The sequence below is a fragment of the Echinicola soli genome, from assembly GCF_006575665.1.
In the GTDB taxonomy this organism is placed as follows: Bacteria; Bacteroidota; Bacteroidia; order Cytophagales; family Cyclobacteriaceae; genus Echinicola; species Echinicola soli.
The window spans coordinates 3,496,901-3,511,941 of sequence record NZ_CP041253.1; the positions used below are offsets into that span (position 1 = coordinate 3,496,901).

A 15,041-nucleotide genomic window follows, 5' to 3' on the forward strand; every position below is an offset into this window, starting at 1 on the left:
TGTCTGATCCCTCTCAAGTCATGGAGTATAAAGCAAAAAGCCCGGATTTACTGGCAAATCCGGGCTTTTAATACAAGGGGTTATCCCTATTTCTTAATCAATATTAGGCTGAGGAGTGGTCCTTAAATAAGGCTTGATTTCCTTGTGTCCTTTAGGGAATTTGGCAGGAATCTCCTCATTGGTGATAGCTGGTGCAATCACCACATCTTCACCATGCTGCCAATTGGCAGGCGTGGCCACAGAATAATTTGCGGTCAACTGAAGGGAGTCAATTACTCTGAGCAGCTCATTGAAATTTCTCCCAGTACTAGCCGGGTAAGTAATGATCAGCTTGATTTTTTTGTCTGGTCCTATGATAAAAACAGACCGTACCGTGAGCTTTTCATTGGCATTGGGATGGATCATGTCATAGAGCTCTGAAACTTTTCGGTCTTCATCAGCTATGATGGGGTAATTGACCTCTGTCTGCTGGGTTTCGTTGATGTCTTTGACCCAGCCGTGGTGGCTGTCGATGCCATCTACACTCAAGGCGATCATTTTGACATTCCTTTTTTCGAATTCACCTTTCAGTTTGGCAGCCGTTCCTAATTCGGTGGTGCAAACAGGGGTGTAATCTGCCGGGTGGGAAAATAAAATACCCCATGCATCGCCTAAATATTCGTATAGATTGATTTTTCCTGCTGTACTTTCAGCGGTAAAATCCGGCGCGGTGTCTCCTAATCTTAATGACATAGTGATAAAATTTTTTTATGGTTATAAATAAACTCTATAGGTTTTGTAGGAAAACGTGTTTTCCCTGAATAAAGTTTACCAAACTCCGATAAAATACCAAAAGAGTGTTGATTTTTCAATTCTCTTCGATTGACTTTAAAATGACACCACAAGCTTTTTTGATCTCTTCTTCAGTGATAGTCAGTGGTGGAGCGATGCGCATACTGTCCTCACAGAATAGGAACCAGTCCGTGATGATGCCGAGCTCGATCGCCTTGTCTATGATGGGTTTAAGTACTTCGAAGGATTCAAACTCCACGGCCATCATCAGGCCTTTGTTTCGAATGCCTTTGATCTTAGGATGCTTTAAGTATTCTTTGAAGAGGTTGGCTTTGCTTTCCACTTGCTTGATGAGTTGTTCGTTCTTTAAAACATCAATGGTGGCAAGAGCTGCAACGCAGCTTACCGGATGGCCGCCAAAAGTCGTGATATGTCCAAGCAATGGATTGTTTTTGAATACCTCCATGATGGACTGTGAAGCGATAAATGCCCCTATAGGCATGCCACCGCCCATGCCTTTTGCACATACCACAATGTCAGGAACAATACCATAATGCTCAAATGCCCAGAATTTGCCGGTCCTGCCAAACCCTGCTTGGATTTCATCGAGGATAAGCAAGGCACCCGTTTCATCGCAGCGCTGGCGTAAGGCTTGGAAGTAATCTTTTGATCCTATCCTGATGCCAGCTTCTCCCTGTACTGTTTCCACGATAATAGCGGCGGTTTCCTCTGTGATTAGGTCCAATTGGTCAAGCTGGTTAAAATCCACGTGTCGAATCCCAGGCAGTAGTGGGCGATAAGCTCTTTTGAAAATTTCATTTCCACCCACAGAAAGTGCGCCGTGTGAAGAACCGTGATAGGCATTTACACAACTGATGACCTCCCTTCTTCCGGTGTATCTCTTGGCGAGTTTCAGGGCTCCTTCTACGGCTTCACTGCCGCTATTGACCAAATAGACATTGTTCAGTTTTTTTGGAAGGGTATCTGTGAGGGTTTTGGCCAGCTGGGTTTGGGGAGATTGTACATATTCACCATAGACCATAAGGTGCATGTACTTGTCCAGTTGCTCTTGTATGGCAGCGATTACCTTGGGGTGACGGTGTCCGACATTACTTACCCCGATCCCCGATATCAAGTCAAGGTATTTTTCACCCTTTGGACCATACATATATATGCCATCCGCCTTTTCGATTTCAATGAGCAGTGGGAAGTCCGTAGTTTGTGCAAGATTGGATAAAAAGAGCTGACGGTTATTCATCTGATCGTTTTGTTGATTACTGCCCCAAAATTAAGGGCTTTTATCTGAAAATGGCCAAAATCCACCAAGTAATCCATGAGTTTTGGAGGATAATAAGGATTCATTCAATTATAAAAAGTGCTATTTATAGTACCTAAAAAGGTATATGGACGGATAATAAGATGAAATGTGTGGTAATATCTACATAATGTGTTTTATTTGGGGAAGTTTTACACACTAACTTGCTATCCCGACATGAGTCATTTTGATGTAGCTATCATTGGTAGTGGTCCAGCAGGCGCTTCTGCGGCATACCAACTGGCAGAACAGGACATTTCTACCGTTTTAATAGAAAAAGAAGTACTTCCTCGTTATAAAACCTGTGGGGGTGGCTTTGTTTATCGTGGGAGACGCAGATTACCTTTCGATATCTCTGAAGTGGTGGAGCGAGAGTTTAGGCAGATCAGTCTTTATTTTGAGCATGAATCTTTGATGCTCACCACCAAAAGGGATGTGCCTGTGATCAGCATGGTCATGCGGGATGACTTTGACAGCTTTATCATCAAAAAGGCCCAAGAAAAGGGAGTTGTCGTCAAGGACGGCCATAAACTTACGGGGATCACATTTGGAAATATTCCCGTGCTTCACACTAATAAAGGAGATATAAAGACAAAACTGATCATTGCTGCTGATGGAGCGTTGAGCCCTACAGCTAAAATGGCCGGGTGGAAGGAAACCAGAACATTGATTCCTGCACTGGAATATGAAGTGAAAGTAACTCCGGCGGATTTTGAGCGACTTTCCAAGGAGGTTCGTTTTGATGTGGATGCCGTTCCGTATGGGTACGCCTGGAGCTTCCCTAAGAAGGATCACCTTTCACTGGGGGTGGCTTCCGCAAGGAAGGTGAGAATTGACCTGAAGGCACACTATAGGAAATACCTTGATAAGCTCGGGATCAAAGAAGTGATCAGCGAAAAAGCCCATGGCTTCCAAATTCCAGTAGCGCCACGTACCGATGGTTTTTATCGAAATAATGTCTTTTTGATCGGTGATGCAGCAGGGTTTGCTGATCCTATTACGGCAGAAGGGATTTCCAATGCACTGCTGAGTGGAGAGATGGTGGTGGATGCGATCATTAAAGCAAACTTGGATCCGGCTAAAGCTGGAGAACTTTATGAAGGTAAGTTAGCTGACGAGCTGCTTCCCGAAATTCAAACTGGGGTAAGGGTTTCCAAGTGGTTTTATAGTCAACGGAAAATCCGTAATTTCTTAATGAAGCGATATGGAGACTATTTTATTTCGGCCATGACAGATGTGTTTATCGGAGAAAGAAGCTATCCAAAAGATCTAATGAAAAGTCTGAAAAGGAAAGTCAGGGAAATGGTTTAGCGCTATATTGACCAAAGGTATTTTTCGTAATAGAAGAATGGGGGGGATTTTTTTATAGTTTGAAAGGGTTGGTCAAACCAAAATACAACCAGTGACCCATTAAATTCGCTAGGCAATCATTTAGCCTTTTCATTTTAGACCAAAAACCTTAACTTCCGTTTTTATACAAATAATAAAACCCAATCATACAATGAAATTGAACCTATTGTTTCCTGTATTGGCAGGAAGTATGCTGGCTTTGCCGGTACTGGCGCAACAAGAACCAATGCAATTACCCCCAGAAGCCACCGAAGTATGGGAGCCAGAACCACCGGTCGTAACCCCTGGAGATGAAAACCATTTGCCACCCTCGGATGCCATTGTGCTTTTTGATGGCAGTGATTTGGATGCTTGGAAAAGTGTCAAAACGGGCGGAGAAGCCGAATGGACCGTGGATAATGGGATATTTACCGTAAAGCCAGGTACTGGTGAAATTGCTACCAAGGAAAAATTTGGTGATGTCCAGGTGCATATTGAGTGGAAAGCCCCGGATGTGGTCAAAGGTGAAGGGCAAGGAAGAGGTAATAGTGGGTTGTTTTTTTGTGAGCGCTATGAAGTCCAAATTTTGGATTCTTACAACAACCGTACCTATTCTAATGGTCAGGCAGCATCACTTTATAAAGAAGGCATCCCCTTGGCCAATGCCATGCGCTCCCCACAAGAGTGGAATACGTACGATGTTTTTTTTACCGCTCCGAGGTTTAATAAGGACGGGATAGTGATCTCGCCTGCCTACGTGACCGTAATCCACAATGGTATTTTAGTACAGAATCACTATGAAGTAAAAGGTTCTACAGCATATATTGGCGTTCACAAATATGAAGCCCATGAATCCGAATTACCGATCAAGCTACAGGATCACGGCAATTTGGTGAACTTTAGAAATATCTGGGTGCGGAAGCTTTGATTTCTCGATCCGTTTGGGTTTAATTAGACGATGGGAAATCATAATCACTAAGTAGATTTGTTAGCTCGATGCTGAGCAAAGCTGGCCGGGATTCATAATCCCGGTCTATACAGAATTTATAGTCCCATTGATCCATAGGTGTTCCACCCCATTTAGACCCTGTCTCCCCGATTGTTAAATAACTCAATAACCAAATAACCTAACCATGTCTTCAAGAAGAAAATTTTTACAAAATTCCCTGTTGGCTTCAGCAGGTCTTGCTTTGCCTGCCATGATGTCTGCCAAAGATTTTGGGCAGTTTACCCGGACTATTTCAGCCAGTGACCAGATTAATGTTGGCCTGGTCGGTGCCAACGGTATGGGATGGTCCAATATGAACTCTTTCCTAAAAATGCCTCAGGTCAATTGTGTCGCCATAGCTGACATCGACCAAAGCGTGTTGGATAGGAGGGCTGCTGATGTGGAAAAGCAAAGGGGCAAAAAACCTGTATTGTACAAGGACTACAGGAAACTGCTTGAGAATAAGGATGTGGATGTGGTGATCATTGGTACGCCCGATCATTGGCACTGTTTGACACTAGTGGACAGCTTGTCCGCTGGTAAACATGCCTATGTAGAGAAGCCGCTGGCCAATTCTATCGAAGAATGCAACTTAATGGTGAATGCTGCTCAGCGGTACGGGAAACTCGTGCAGGTGGGGCAGTGGCAACGGAGCGGTAACCAATATGATGATGCTATTTCATTTGTGAAATCCGGCCAGTTAGGAAATATCCGCTTGGTGAAATGCTGGGCTTATCAAGGGTGGATGAATCCCGTGCCCGTAAAACCGGACAGCACACCACCTCCAGGCGTGGATTACAAAATGTGGCTCGGCCCAGCACCTGAACGGCCATTTAATGAAAACCGTTTTCACTTCAATTTCCGCTGGTTTTGGGATTATGCCGGTGGGTTGATGACTGACTGGGGCGTGCATGAAATCGACATTGCGCTGTATGCCATGGGGGTGAGCGCTCCTAAATCGGTAATGGCTTCTGGGGGGAAATTGGCTTATCCTGATGATGCATCCGAAACGCCCGATACCTTGCAGACCGTTTATGAATATGATGGCTTCAATATGCTTTGGGAACATGCGACAGGCATCGACGGGGGAAACTATGGTTATACGGAAGGGATAGCGTTTATTGGCAATAATGCCACTTTAGTGGTCAATCGAGGGGGGTGGGAAATCATCGCAGAGAAGAAAGACGGTAAATCACTGATAGAAGGAATGGCCAGGGTGAAACCAGAAGGCAATGCCCTGGATAAACATACCGTAAATTTCGTGGATGCCATCAAGGCAAACGATGCATCACAGCTGCGCTGTGGTATCGAGACCGGCAGTGTGGCAGCGATCAATGCCCACATGGGAAATATCGCCTATAAAACGGGCAAGAAAATCTATTGGGATGCCGATAAGGGCTTGTTTACGGACAAAGATGCCAATAAACTGGTCACGGCCAATTACCATAATGGATGGGAGCTTCCCAACGTTTAGATTTGAGCATTGAAGCAATGATTCATGCTATGGAGTAGTTTTAAGGCATGAATCATTGCTTGACTCATATGGCCTCATTTTCCCCAAATTCTCTATCATCCGGGAGGTTAATTTGCTTAAACAATCTTTTATAATTTGCTACACACGACTTTATTGCCCAGTACTGCTTTTGAATAGTTGATAATAGCCATCAATTTTCTCCGTACTTAGTTTCTTATGTACCAAAATCATGTTTCTAAAGTGAAGGGGGACACCTTTTGGTAAAGCGATAGGTTCATTCCCAGGAAAAGCCATATTCTGCATGCTATTGGCGTTTCGTAGGATCCAGCCTTGGTAAGAGGGGAGTTGGTCGGGTTCTCCCATGATGGTGACATTGGATTGGCTTTTACCGTCAAAAGTCCCCTTGAGATTCATCCAAGGGCCAGCCTGGACGGGGAGATTTTGTGGCGTTACTTCCTGCCCTGCTGAGTGGAAAGTAACATCTCCAGGAAGCTTGATTCTGGGCGAAAATCCTCCATAGCCTTTGGCATCTTCCGATCCACCGATTTCCAACCCTTCTACCAATGCAGTCATGGAGATGTCAAAAGTGAGTGAGAAAACATCCGCTTCCAGTCGCTCGAAGGTAATCTTGACCTTCTCTTTCAAGACAGGTGTGTTTTGCAAGCTGTCCGACAGCCAAAGAACAGTTGACCAGAGCGATGCTTGATGGCCTTGGATGGATTCTTCTGTGTTGGTAATATCCCACGAAATGCCCTCACAAAACCAAGGATCAGCGATTCGTTTTCCTTTTATGTAGAGCTGGTGCCATGTCCAGAAAATACCGCGGTGGTGTAAATGATCATCAGGAAAGTCCTCCGTAAGCAATTCTCCTTCCAGTCCATAAAGTGGGTGCACATAGTTTGCCCTGGGGTAGTTGCCATCTTGGGATTTGGTGGTGGTTTGGTAGTGAAAACGAGTAAGGTTATCCTCCGTTAACGTGATGCCTTCAGTATTCTCTTTAAATTGAAGCTTTTGGGCAGAAAGGGAAAAAGAAGCAAATACAGATATGATGAGAAAGATATACTGGATGGCCTGTTTCATTTTATAATTTAAGTGATTATGTCATAACAAAGCACGCAATGTATAAAAAAGACCAGTTTAGCAACAAGTAAATGAAGCAAAACTGGTCATAAAAGGTGAGCTGATTTGTTACCTTGCTATGCGTACATTACCAAAATAAACAGCAGCATCCACATCATACTTGTATGGAGCACTAATATAAAAGTACTTATTGGTACCTTTGGCAAACATTTTGGTTTCCAGTATTTTTTTATTGTCGATGTATAAAACCATAAATTGACCCTCTACTGAAATGGCTACAGGTATAGTGCTATTGCTATAGCTTGCCAAGGGGAAATTGGTATTGTTTCTTATATCTGAGTCGCTGCTGGAATTGATAATGTCTTGATTATGAAAATGCAACTTTGTGCAAGTAATGGCATTATCATTATAGGCATCTTGTATATAATCCTTGGCGGAATTGTCACGGCTAAAGCCAAACTGCATTGCACCAATATCATCAGCACTTTCGCTGCGTGTAATAAGCTCAAATTCCATGGTGAAATTTTCCGGTAACTGTAACAGGGAGTCTATTCGATAAATTGCATGAGCGCTTAATTTAAGCCACTTGCCTCGTTCACCAGGGACTTCCACGATGTTTCCGCCCAAGTTGCTTTTCCAGTGGGACGGCATTCGGCCATTTCTTTCCAGGGCAAAATTTTCATAAAAGATCAACGAATCCAAGGCCACAAAATCATAGATTTCCTCAATTGGTGAGGTGCCCTTGCCGATACCTTCTTGGCTTTTTTTGGATGAACTGGAGTCCTCGTCCAATACATTATCCACTGTTTTTTCTACTTTGTTTTCTACTTTTTTCTGAAGCTTTTTAAGGAATTGGGCATTTGAAACAAATGGTGCAAAACAAAGAAAAAGCAAAACACCCTTAATACTAAAAGATCTCATTTAGATAAGTCTGGTTTAATTGGTTCGTTAAACAATAATTTTTGGTAAAGTTAAAAAAGGACTAGTAGAAAAAATAGTTTATATGGTAATAATCGATTGTTTTAATAAATAAATAACACCAATGCATTGTGGCATTGGTGCTAAATGTTATAAAGTTATCTTGTTTATTTTCTGCTGATGGCCTTTTTAGCAGCCTTTACGATATTATTGGCATCCAGTCCATATTTGTCCAGGAGTTCCATTGGCTTGCCTGATTCACCGAAAGAATCGTCGACACCGATAAACTCTTGTGGGGCAGGATTGTTCCTTACCAATGTTTGGGCCACGCTGTCTCCAAGACCACCGTTGTACTGGTGCTCTTCAGCGGTCACGCAGCAGCCTGTTTTGGCTACCGATTCCAAGATAGCCTTGGTGTCCAATGGCTTGATGGTGTGGATGTTGATAACCTCCGCATTGATACCTTCTTCTCTCAGTTTGGCTTCTGCTACTACCGCTTCCCATACCAAGTGGCCAGTGGCAAAAATAGTAACATCTTTACCTTCGATCATTTTCCATGCTTTACCAATTTCAAATTTCTGGTCAGCAGGAGTGAAAATAGGCCATTTTGGGCGACCAAACCTTAGGTAAACAGGGCCATGGTAATCAGCGATGGCCATGGTGGCTGCTTTTGTTTGGTTATAGTCGCAAGGGTTGATGACAGTCATGTTTGGCAACATCTTCATCATGCCCAGGTCTTCCAGTATCTGGTGTGTAGCTCCATCTTCACCAAGGGTCAGTCCTGCGTGAGAAGCACAGATTTTCACATTTTTTTCTGAATAAGCAATGGATTGGCGGATTTGGTCATAAACCCGGCCAGTGGAGAAATTGGCAAAAGTGCCAGTGAAAGGAATTTTTCCATTAATGCTCATACCGGCTGCAAGGCCCATCATATTGGCCTCCGCAATCCCTACCTGAAAGAATCTCTCTGGGAATTCCTTCTGGAAGGCGCCCATTTTCAGTGATCCAATAAGGTCAGCACATAGCCCTACGACGTTAGGGTTTTTACGACCAGCTTCTAATAGCCCGTCACCAAAACCGGAGCGGGTGTCGCTTTTTTCTGTATAGGTGAATTTTGTATCTAAAGTCTTTTCCATGATCGGTCAAATGTTGAATTGTATAATTGTTGAAGGATACTAAATACCAGATATTATATAACTCAATACTGATACTTAATAATCGCCAAGGGTTTCTTCCAATTGGCCGAGAGCATTCTCCAGCTGCTCATCATTAGGCGCTACACCGTGCCATTTGTGTGTGCCCACCATGAAGTCTACGCCATAGCCCATTTCGGTATGGAGAAGGTTCAGTACAGGCTTGCCTTTACCGAGTAGGGTACGGGCATATTCCAAACTGGAAACCACCGATTCCATATCATTACCTTTCAGGGTGTCGATTACTTCCCATCCAAAGGCTTCCCATTTGGCTTTCAGGTCTTTCAAGTTCATTACTGCGTCAGTAGGACCATCTATTTGCTGACCATTAAAGTCAATGGTAGCGATCAGGTTGTCCACTTTGTGGTGTGGAGCGTACATAGCTGCTTCCCAAATCTGGCCTTCCTGCTGTTCACCATCTCCCATCAAGGCATAGACGATGCCATCATCACCATCGATCTTTTTGGCTTGTGCCGCTCCGATAGCTACCGATAGCCCTTGGCCCAAAGAACCGGACGCAATGCGGATGCCTGGTAATCCTTCTTCGGTAGCCGGGTGGCCCTGAAGACGGCTGTTGATTTTACGGAACGTCTTAAGCTCATCAAGGTTAAAATATCCGCTTCTGGCCAGTACACTGTACCATACCGGAGAAATATGTCCGTTTGAAAGAAAGAAGAGGTCTTCTCCTTTTCCTTCTATAGAGAAATCTTTATTGTGGTTTAATTGGTTAAAGTATAGTGCCACAAAGAATTCAGTACATCCCAGAGAGGCTCCCGGGTGTCCTGATTGTACATCATGCACCATACGCACAATGTCCCGTCTCACTTGTGAGGCGGTATTTTTCAGTTGTTCGGTTGATAGTTTTTCCATTTTAAAGGAATTATTTAAGTATTTGATTTGAATGTTCCTTGGTCTTGACCTTCTCGATGATATCGGCAATATTCCCTTCCTCATCGATGACAAAAGTGGTCCGAACAGTGCCCATATAGGTTCTGCCGTAATTTTTCTTTTCTCTCCAGGTGTTATAAAGCTCATGTACCGCCTTGTCCTCATCAGCAATCAATGGAAAAGGCAGCTCATGCTTCTCAATAAATTTTTTATGCGATTTTTCGGAATCTGTACTGATGCCGAGCACTACATATCCTGCATCCAATAGGGCTTTATAATTGTCCCTGAGATCGCAAGCTTGGGCAGTACATCCAGGGGTGTTATCTTTAGGATAAAAATAGAGCACCACTTTTTTGCCTTTGAAATCTGACAGTTTTATCGTGTTGCCATCTTGGTCTGTTGCCTCAAAATCAGGGGCTTTGTTTCCTGTTTCCAGTGACATAAATTAGCGTTTTATAGGTTTAAGTGTTTTTTTGACATTTAAAGTTCTGAAATATTTTCCAAAAACCTAAAGTTTCCGGCTAAAAACTGCAGTGTTACCTGCATTGTCTATGACTTTTAGCTCAAACTGGCCTTTGAAAGGTGCGTTGTCCTGCTTCTGAGTCCAAATTACACCATTTTTGTGTTCAAACCTCAAGATCACCCATTTTCCGTCAATTCTAGCTTCGAAGCGCTTGATGCCGGAGAGATTGTCCCTGATCGTAAAGCGCAATTGGGAAGAGTTGACCCGAATGGGGCGAATACTTGGGGGAGTGTCATCCTTGACCAATACAAAAGTACCAAAATATTTCGTTTTGAAGGTGATCTGGCCGTCATTCCATTGACCTCCAAGAAAGCGTTTGTAGCCATTGTTATACAACTGGTATACATCCACATGGTCTTTAGCACCATCGTATTCACTGACGTCCATGCTTACTTCTATTTCATTCCTTAAGTAGTCGCCTCGGTCGTCATTGATTTTAACAGAAGGACGATTATAATAGGTACTTCTTTCTGTATGGAGAAATAGGGTTTCCAAAAGGGCGTCTTTTGGAAAATGGATGGCTGTATGGCCATCATTGAAGTAATATTCTTTGTCAAATGGGATTTTGGCCTGTAGCTCAGGCTTGATCATTTCCGAGCAGACATCTACCGAATCAGGAAGCCCAAAATCCAAGTCCCAAATGTAGGTTCTAAATCGCGGATCTTCATAAGCCATCATGACATCCATCATCATGCCATTGACGTAAAACTTGGCCAATTTGTGCCCATCTGTCTTATCCGCTCTAATGATCATCCAGTTTCGAATGAACTCAACCTTTTTTCGGCTGGCGCTGTAACTGCTGACATCATGTGTTTCCTTTTCCCCTTTGAAACTCAGCTGCAGCAAGCTTTCGTTGCCAAAAACATCCTCTAAACGAACAGTGACATCTTTTACACTGTCGGCAGCCACTTCGATGGCACCGCTGAATAGACTATCTGGGCTATAGTAATCGAATTGGTTATAGGGAGTGGTATACAGCTTAGTGTACCTGTTTTCATGGGTGTGGCTCAGCAGGAATCTGCCCAGGTTAAAATCGATTTTATCCACATTGATATCAAATGTCTTCTGGCCTTCCTCATAGATTTCAAAATGGGGAAAGCCATTGGGATTGTAAGCGCCATCCAGCTTATCGTATCCACTGACTTCGATGCCTACTTTTCCGGTTATGGAGATATTGCCGTCCACTACGAATTTATGGTCACGGTAATTTAACTTGAGTACTGTCCGTTCAAATTTCCCGTTGATCCTGCTTTCCAGCGTAAGTGGGGTGATGGCCACCGCTCTAACGGTGGGAGAGGTGCTGTCCTTCACTTCGCTAAAGTCAAATTTCAGCGGATCAAGTGCCCGATCCAGCGAATCCCTGATCTCAAAATGCAGGTGCGGGCCTCCAGAACTGCCCGTATTTCCAGAATAGGCGATGATTTCACCTTTTTTGACAGGTACGGCCATGGAGTCGGGATAGATCTGCAAGTCATTTTCCTCTGCTTCTGCCATTTCCTGCCACATGTATTTGGCGATACGGGAATTAAAGTCCTTTAGGTGGCCATAGAGGGTATACTGACCGTTTGGGTGCTTGAGGTAAAGGACATTTCCATAGCCATATGAGGAGACTTTCATGCGATAGACATAGCCGTCAGCTGCAGCATATACGGGCAGGCCTTGTCTTCCATCCGTTTTGATATCTATCCCACTGTGAAAGTGGTTAGGACGGATTTCGCTCATATTACCCGAGAGGTAATTGCGCTCTCCAGGCTTGATGGGGAATTGGTAATACCCTTTTTCTACTTGGGCAAATACAGTATTGCCTGCCGAGGTACAGAAAAATAGCAGTAGGAGTAAACTACTTAATCTCAAAATCCATTAGTTTTTGGTCTTCGATATAGGCTTCAAGTCGGTCACCCGCGGTTACTTTTCCCACTCCAGCTGGAGTGCCGGTAAAGATGAGGTCACCCTTCTTTAACGTAAAAAACCTGGAAACATATTCGAGAATGACACCAAAATCAAATAGCATCATGGAAGTGTTGCCTTTTTGCTTTTGTTCACCATTGATATCCAAGTGGAAGTTGATATCCTTGATATCTTTGAAATCACTCACCGGAAGAAAACCGCCAATCGGTGCAGATCCATTGAATGCTTTGGCAATTTCCCAAGGCAGCCCCTTTTCCTTGCACTTTTGTTGAATATCCCTGGCGGTGAAGTCAATGCCGATTCCTATCTCGCCAAAATAGCGATGGGCAAACTCCTTCTTGATAAACTTACCTTCCTTGTTGATTTTCAATACCAATTCCACTTCATGATGGACGTCATTGGAAAATTCAGGCAGATAAAAAGGGAGGTTGTTTTTTATGAGCGCCGTGTCTGGCTTGAGGAAAACTACTGGATTATCAGGTCTTTCGTTTTCTAATTCCTCAATGTGTTTGGCGTAATTTCGCCCTATAGCTATAATCTTCATGAAGAGACAGTATTGGATTTTTTAAGTTTTCACAAAGAAACAGTATAAGGGCGGATTATTAAAATGTTTGGGATGGATAATGGCAGATTAAGCGAGGAATAAAGCCGTATATAGGGAAATTCGTTTATATAAAAGGCCTACCAAGCTTATGGCCACGGAATATAAGACTCATCTCCTTTGACCATTGGCCAGTCCCTGGCTTTCCACTTTTCCTTGGCTGCTTGGATGGTGGATTTGTCACTGGCTACAAAATTCCACTCAATAAAGCGTTCTTCAGGAAATGCAGGGCCACCAAATAGGATGATGTGGCTATCCTTTTTGATCTTAAGGGCGCACTGGTTATCGATTTTGGAGACCAGGAGATTGTCTTTTTCCACTACTTTGTCACAAGCATTGACTTCACCAGTGACGATACAAATGCCGATCTCTCCCTCCAAGTGCCCAACGATCTCCAGGTCATAGTCAGCAGAGGTTTTGATATCGATCATAAAAAGATCAGAATGCACGGGAACCGGAGAGGTTTTGCCATAGCCTTTGCCTGCCACCAAGGTGAAAGCAGCACCTTGGTCTTTCCACTGTGGTAGGTCTTTAGCATCTATATGATGAAACTGCGGTTCGATGAATTCCTTTTCCTTCGGGAGTGCTACCCATATTTGGTAGCCGTGAATGGGGTAGGTGCCGCCATCCCTCATTTTTGGAGGTGTCCGTTCGGTGTGTGTGACACCACGACCAGCTGTCATCCAGTTGACCGATCCGGGAGCGATGCGCTGTTTGGTGCCTAAGCTATCTTCATGAACCATTTCTCCTTCCAGCAGAAAAGTAAGCGTGGAAAGTCCGATATGAGGATGTTGGCCGATGTCCATGTAATGACCAGGCTTTACCTCGGAAGGCCCCATATGGTCAATGAATACAAAGGGTCCCACCATTCTTTTGGATCTAAATGGTAATAGACGGCCTACTAAAAAGTCGCCAATGTCCCGACTTCTTTCGGGTATAATAAGGTCTGTATTGGACATGTTACGTTAAGTTGGAATATGGACTATAATTTAGCCAGATTCCACTTAAGTACCAATGGTTGGGGAAAGAGAAAGTTCCTAAAGGCTGAAAAAAAGAAGCGCTTGCCTTTTCGTTCGAATTGCTCGCTTTGTTGTCTTTCTTGACGTGCCTTGGCTTTGTCCAAGTTGTTTAGGGAATATAATTTTAGCGTAAAAATGCCTTGGAATACTTCTACCTCATTGATATCCAGTTCCGTACGTTCTATTTCTTGATTACCATAAATGACCGTAATCTCCATATCCCTGACGTTTTCAGCTCTTCCAACAGATTGGATCAGCGGAGTCAGGAGGTCATTAGTATGGACGTTATTGTTGGAAGCCACGTTATCGGTAAGATGAACCTGTACGGCCTTATCTTTTTTGACAGTAACTTTAGCTATAGCAAAGCCATCATGGATGAACAATCCAGGAAGGTATTCTACTTTGACGGGCATTTTGGGTGTCAGCTTTAGAAGCTGTATAAAGTCTTTTGCCAGCATATAATTATATGGTTCTGTTTACTAATAGGTTACGGTAATTTTAACCCTATGGACACAAAGATGACTAAAAAAGTGTACGATGTAAAATTTAAAAGTTAGAATAATTATACGATTTATACCTAAATTAATAAATAAGTACTCTTTCGAATACTATAAAAAGAACTTTATATAGTGTAAAGTGTTTTATGAGGTTGGTTTTAGAATTGATCAAATTTTATATTTAAATCTTAATTATTTCAAATTAGTAGGTTAGTGTGCTTTATAGAAATGCAGGCCTAAAAAAACTACTGGTTTTCTCTTTTGTAGATTGAAAGTGATAAATTATTGTGATTATACGGAATTGTGCAAGTAATCAAATTCATTAGAAGAAAGTCCACCAATTAAACGGATTGCCACGAATTTTTTTATGTTAATCATTGATTGATATAAGGCAGTTTGCTGAATATGCTCAAACTGGTAGAAAATCGTATAATCATATAAATTATATTGACTATCGGTAATTTTACACGTAGTGGTAGCATTCCAAAATGCGATTTCGAAAGTTAAGGAAGTCCCTTGGTGAGACCGGTTTAAGAA

The 15,041-nt window shown here is 43.0% G+C and carries 14 protein-coding genes; 3 read left to right on the forward strand and 11 right to left on the reverse strand.

All coding sequences use genetic code 11. The features are described from left to right. Positions 1 to 93 precede the first annotated feature (93 nt). The gene (locus FKX85_RS13800; protein ID WP_141615283.1) at positions 94 to 732 is read right to left on the reverse strand and encodes a peroxiredoxin; all 639 of its coding nucleotides are present in this window, start codon (positions 730 to 732) and stop codon (positions 94 to 96) included. 115 nt (positions 733 to 847) lie between these two features. Next, the gene (locus tag FKX85_RS13805; RefSeq protein ID WP_141615284.1) at positions 848 to 2,029 is read right to left on the reverse strand and encodes an aspartate aminotransferase family protein; all 1,182 of its coding nucleotides are present in this window, start codon (positions 2,027 to 2,029) and stop codon (positions 848 to 850) included. 234 nt (positions 2,030 to 2,263) lie between these two features. Between FKX85_RS13805 and FKX85_RS13810 the strand changes: the two genes are divergently transcribed. The 3 genes from FKX85_RS13810 to FKX85_RS13820 all read left to right on the forward strand — a co-directional run bounded on the left by FKX85_RS13810 (position 2,264) and on the right by FKX85_RS13820 (position 5,877). Then, positions 2,264 to 3,397: an NAD(P)/FAD-dependent oxidoreductase gene (locus tag FKX85_RS13810; RefSeq protein ID WP_141615285.1), complete on the forward strand. Its 1,134-nt coding sequence runs from the start codon at positions 2,264 to 2,266 to the stop codon at positions 3,395 to 3,397. 190 nt (positions 3,398 to 3,587) lie between these two features. Beyond that, positions 3,588 to 4,343 (forward strand): 3-keto-disaccharide hydrolase, encoded by a 756-nt coding sequence (locus FKX85_RS13815; RefSeq protein ID WP_141615286.1) that lies wholly within the window; start codon positions 3,588 to 3,590, stop codon positions 4,341 to 4,343. Between the two features lie 205 nt (positions 4,344 to 4,548). Beyond that, positions 4,549 to 5,877, forward strand: a complete 1,329-nt coding sequence (locus FKX85_RS13820) for a Gfo/Idh/MocA family protein (RefSeq protein WP_141615287.1) — start codon at positions 4,549 to 4,551, stop codon at positions 5,875 to 5,877. A 150-nt stretch (positions 5,878 to 6,027) separates the two neighbouring features. Here the strand turns inward: FKX85_RS13820 and FKX85_RS13825 are convergent, their stop codons facing one another. The 9 genes from FKX85_RS13825 to FKX85_RS13865 all read right to left on the reverse strand — a co-directional run bounded on the left by FKX85_RS13825 (position 6,028) and on the right by FKX85_RS13865 (position 14,465). Next, positions 6,028 to 6,957: a DUF6807 family protein gene (locus tag FKX85_RS13825; RefSeq protein ID WP_141615288.1), complete on the reverse strand. Its 930-nt coding sequence runs from the start codon at positions 6,955 to 6,957 to the stop codon at positions 6,028 to 6,030. Between the two features lie 108 nt (positions 6,958 to 7,065). Continuing rightward, entirely contained in the window at positions 7,066 to 7,878 is an 813-nt protein-coding gene (locus FKX85_RS13830; protein ID WP_141615289.1) for a hypothetical protein, read from the reverse strand. A gap of 164 nt (positions 7,879 to 8,042) precedes the next feature. Continuing rightward, on the reverse strand, positions 8,043 to 9,011 hold the full coding sequence (locus FKX85_RS13835) for a transketolase family protein (protein WP_141615290.1): 969 nt from the start codon (positions 9,009 to 9,011) through the stop codon (positions 8,043 to 8,045). Positions 9,012 to 9,086: 75 nt separating this feature from the next. Continuing rightward, positions 9,087 to 9,938: a transketolase gene (locus FKX85_RS13840; RefSeq protein WP_141615291.1), complete on the reverse strand. Its 852-nt coding sequence runs from the start codon at positions 9,936 to 9,938 to the stop codon at positions 9,087 to 9,089. 10 nt (positions 9,939 to 9,948) lie between these two features. Further along, positions 9,949 to 10,398 (reverse strand): thioredoxin-dependent thiol peroxidase, encoded by a 450-nt coding sequence (gene bcp, locus FKX85_RS13845; protein WP_141615292.1) that lies wholly within the window; start codon positions 10,396 to 10,398, stop codon positions 9,949 to 9,951. Positions 10,399 to 10,464: 66 nt separating this feature from the next. Next, a complete protein-coding gene (locus FKX85_RS13850) occupies positions 10,465 to 12,333 on the reverse strand; it encodes a M23 family metallopeptidase (RefSeq protein WP_141615293.1) in 1,869 nt (622 codons plus the stop codon). After that, positions 12,320 to 12,931: a fumarylacetoacetate hydrolase family protein gene (locus FKX85_RS13855; RefSeq protein ID WP_141615294.1), complete on the reverse strand. Its 612-nt coding sequence runs from the start codon at positions 12,929 to 12,931 to the stop codon at positions 12,320 to 12,322. The genes FKX85_RS13850 and FKX85_RS13855 overlap by 14 nt, the downstream gene beginning before the upstream one ends. Before the next feature lie 146 nt (positions 12,932 to 13,077). Next, positions 13,078 to 13,947, reverse strand: a complete 870-nt coding sequence (locus tag FKX85_RS13860) for a pirin family protein (protein ID WP_141615295.1) — start codon at positions 13,945 to 13,947, stop codon at positions 13,078 to 13,080. A gap of 23 nt (positions 13,948 to 13,970) precedes the next feature. Continuing rightward, positions 13,971 to 14,465 (reverse strand): hypothetical protein, encoded by a 495-nt coding sequence (locus FKX85_RS13865; RefSeq protein WP_141615296.1) that lies wholly within the window; start codon positions 14,463 to 14,465, stop codon positions 13,971 to 13,973. Positions 14,466 to 15,041 lie beyond the last annotated feature (576 nt).

Excerpts from the sequence above, each read along its gene's own strand:
- FKX85_RS13800 (WP_141615283.1), bottom strand. The coding sequence starts at position 732 with ATGTCATTAAGATTAGGAGACACCGCGCCGGATTTTACCGCTGAAAGT.
- FKX85_RS13805 (WP_141615284.1), bottom strand. The coding sequence starts at position 2,029 with ATGAATAACCGTCAGCTCTTTTTATCCAATCTTGCACAAACTACGGAC.
- FKX85_RS13810 (WP_141615285.1), top strand. The coding sequence starts at position 2,264 with ATGAGTCATTTTGATGTAGCTATCATTGGTAGTGGTCCAGCAGGCGCT.
- FKX85_RS13815 (WP_141615286.1), top strand. The coding sequence starts at position 3,588 with ATGAAATTGAACCTATTGTTTCCTGTATTGGCAGGAAGTATGCTGGCT.
- FKX85_RS13820 (WP_141615287.1), top strand. The coding sequence starts at position 4,549 with ATGTCTTCAAGAAGAAAATTTTTACAAAATTCCCTGTTGGCTTCAGCA.
- FKX85_RS13825 (WP_141615288.1), bottom strand. The coding sequence starts at position 6,957 with ATGAAACAGGCCATCCAGTATATCTTTCTCATCATATCTGTATTTGCT.
- FKX85_RS13830 (WP_141615289.1), bottom strand. The coding sequence starts at position 7,878 with ATGAGATCTTTTAGTATTAAGGGTGTTTTGCTTTTTCTTTGTTTTGCA.
- FKX85_RS13835 (WP_141615290.1), bottom strand. The coding sequence starts at position 9,011 with ATGGAAAAGACTTTAGATACAAAATTCACCTATACAGAAAAAAGCGAC.
- FKX85_RS13840 (WP_141615291.1), bottom strand. The coding sequence starts at position 9,938 with ATGGAAAAACTATCAACCGAACAACTGAAAAATACCGCCTCACAAGTG.
- bcp (WP_141615292.1), bottom strand. The coding sequence starts at position 10,398 with ATGTCACTGGAAACAGGAAACAAAGCCCCTGATTTTGAGGCAACAGAC.
- FKX85_RS13855 (WP_141615294.1), bottom strand. The coding sequence starts at position 12,931 with ATGAAGATTATAGCTATAGGGCGAAATTACGCCAAACACATTGAGGAA.
- FKX85_RS13860 (WP_141615295.1), bottom strand. The coding sequence starts at position 13,947 with ATGTCCAATACAGACCTTATTATACCCGAAAGAAGTCGGGACATTGGC.
- FKX85_RS13865 (WP_141615296.1), bottom strand. The coding sequence starts at position 14,465 with ATGCTGGCAAAAGACTTTATACAGCTTCTAAAGCTGACACCCAAAATG.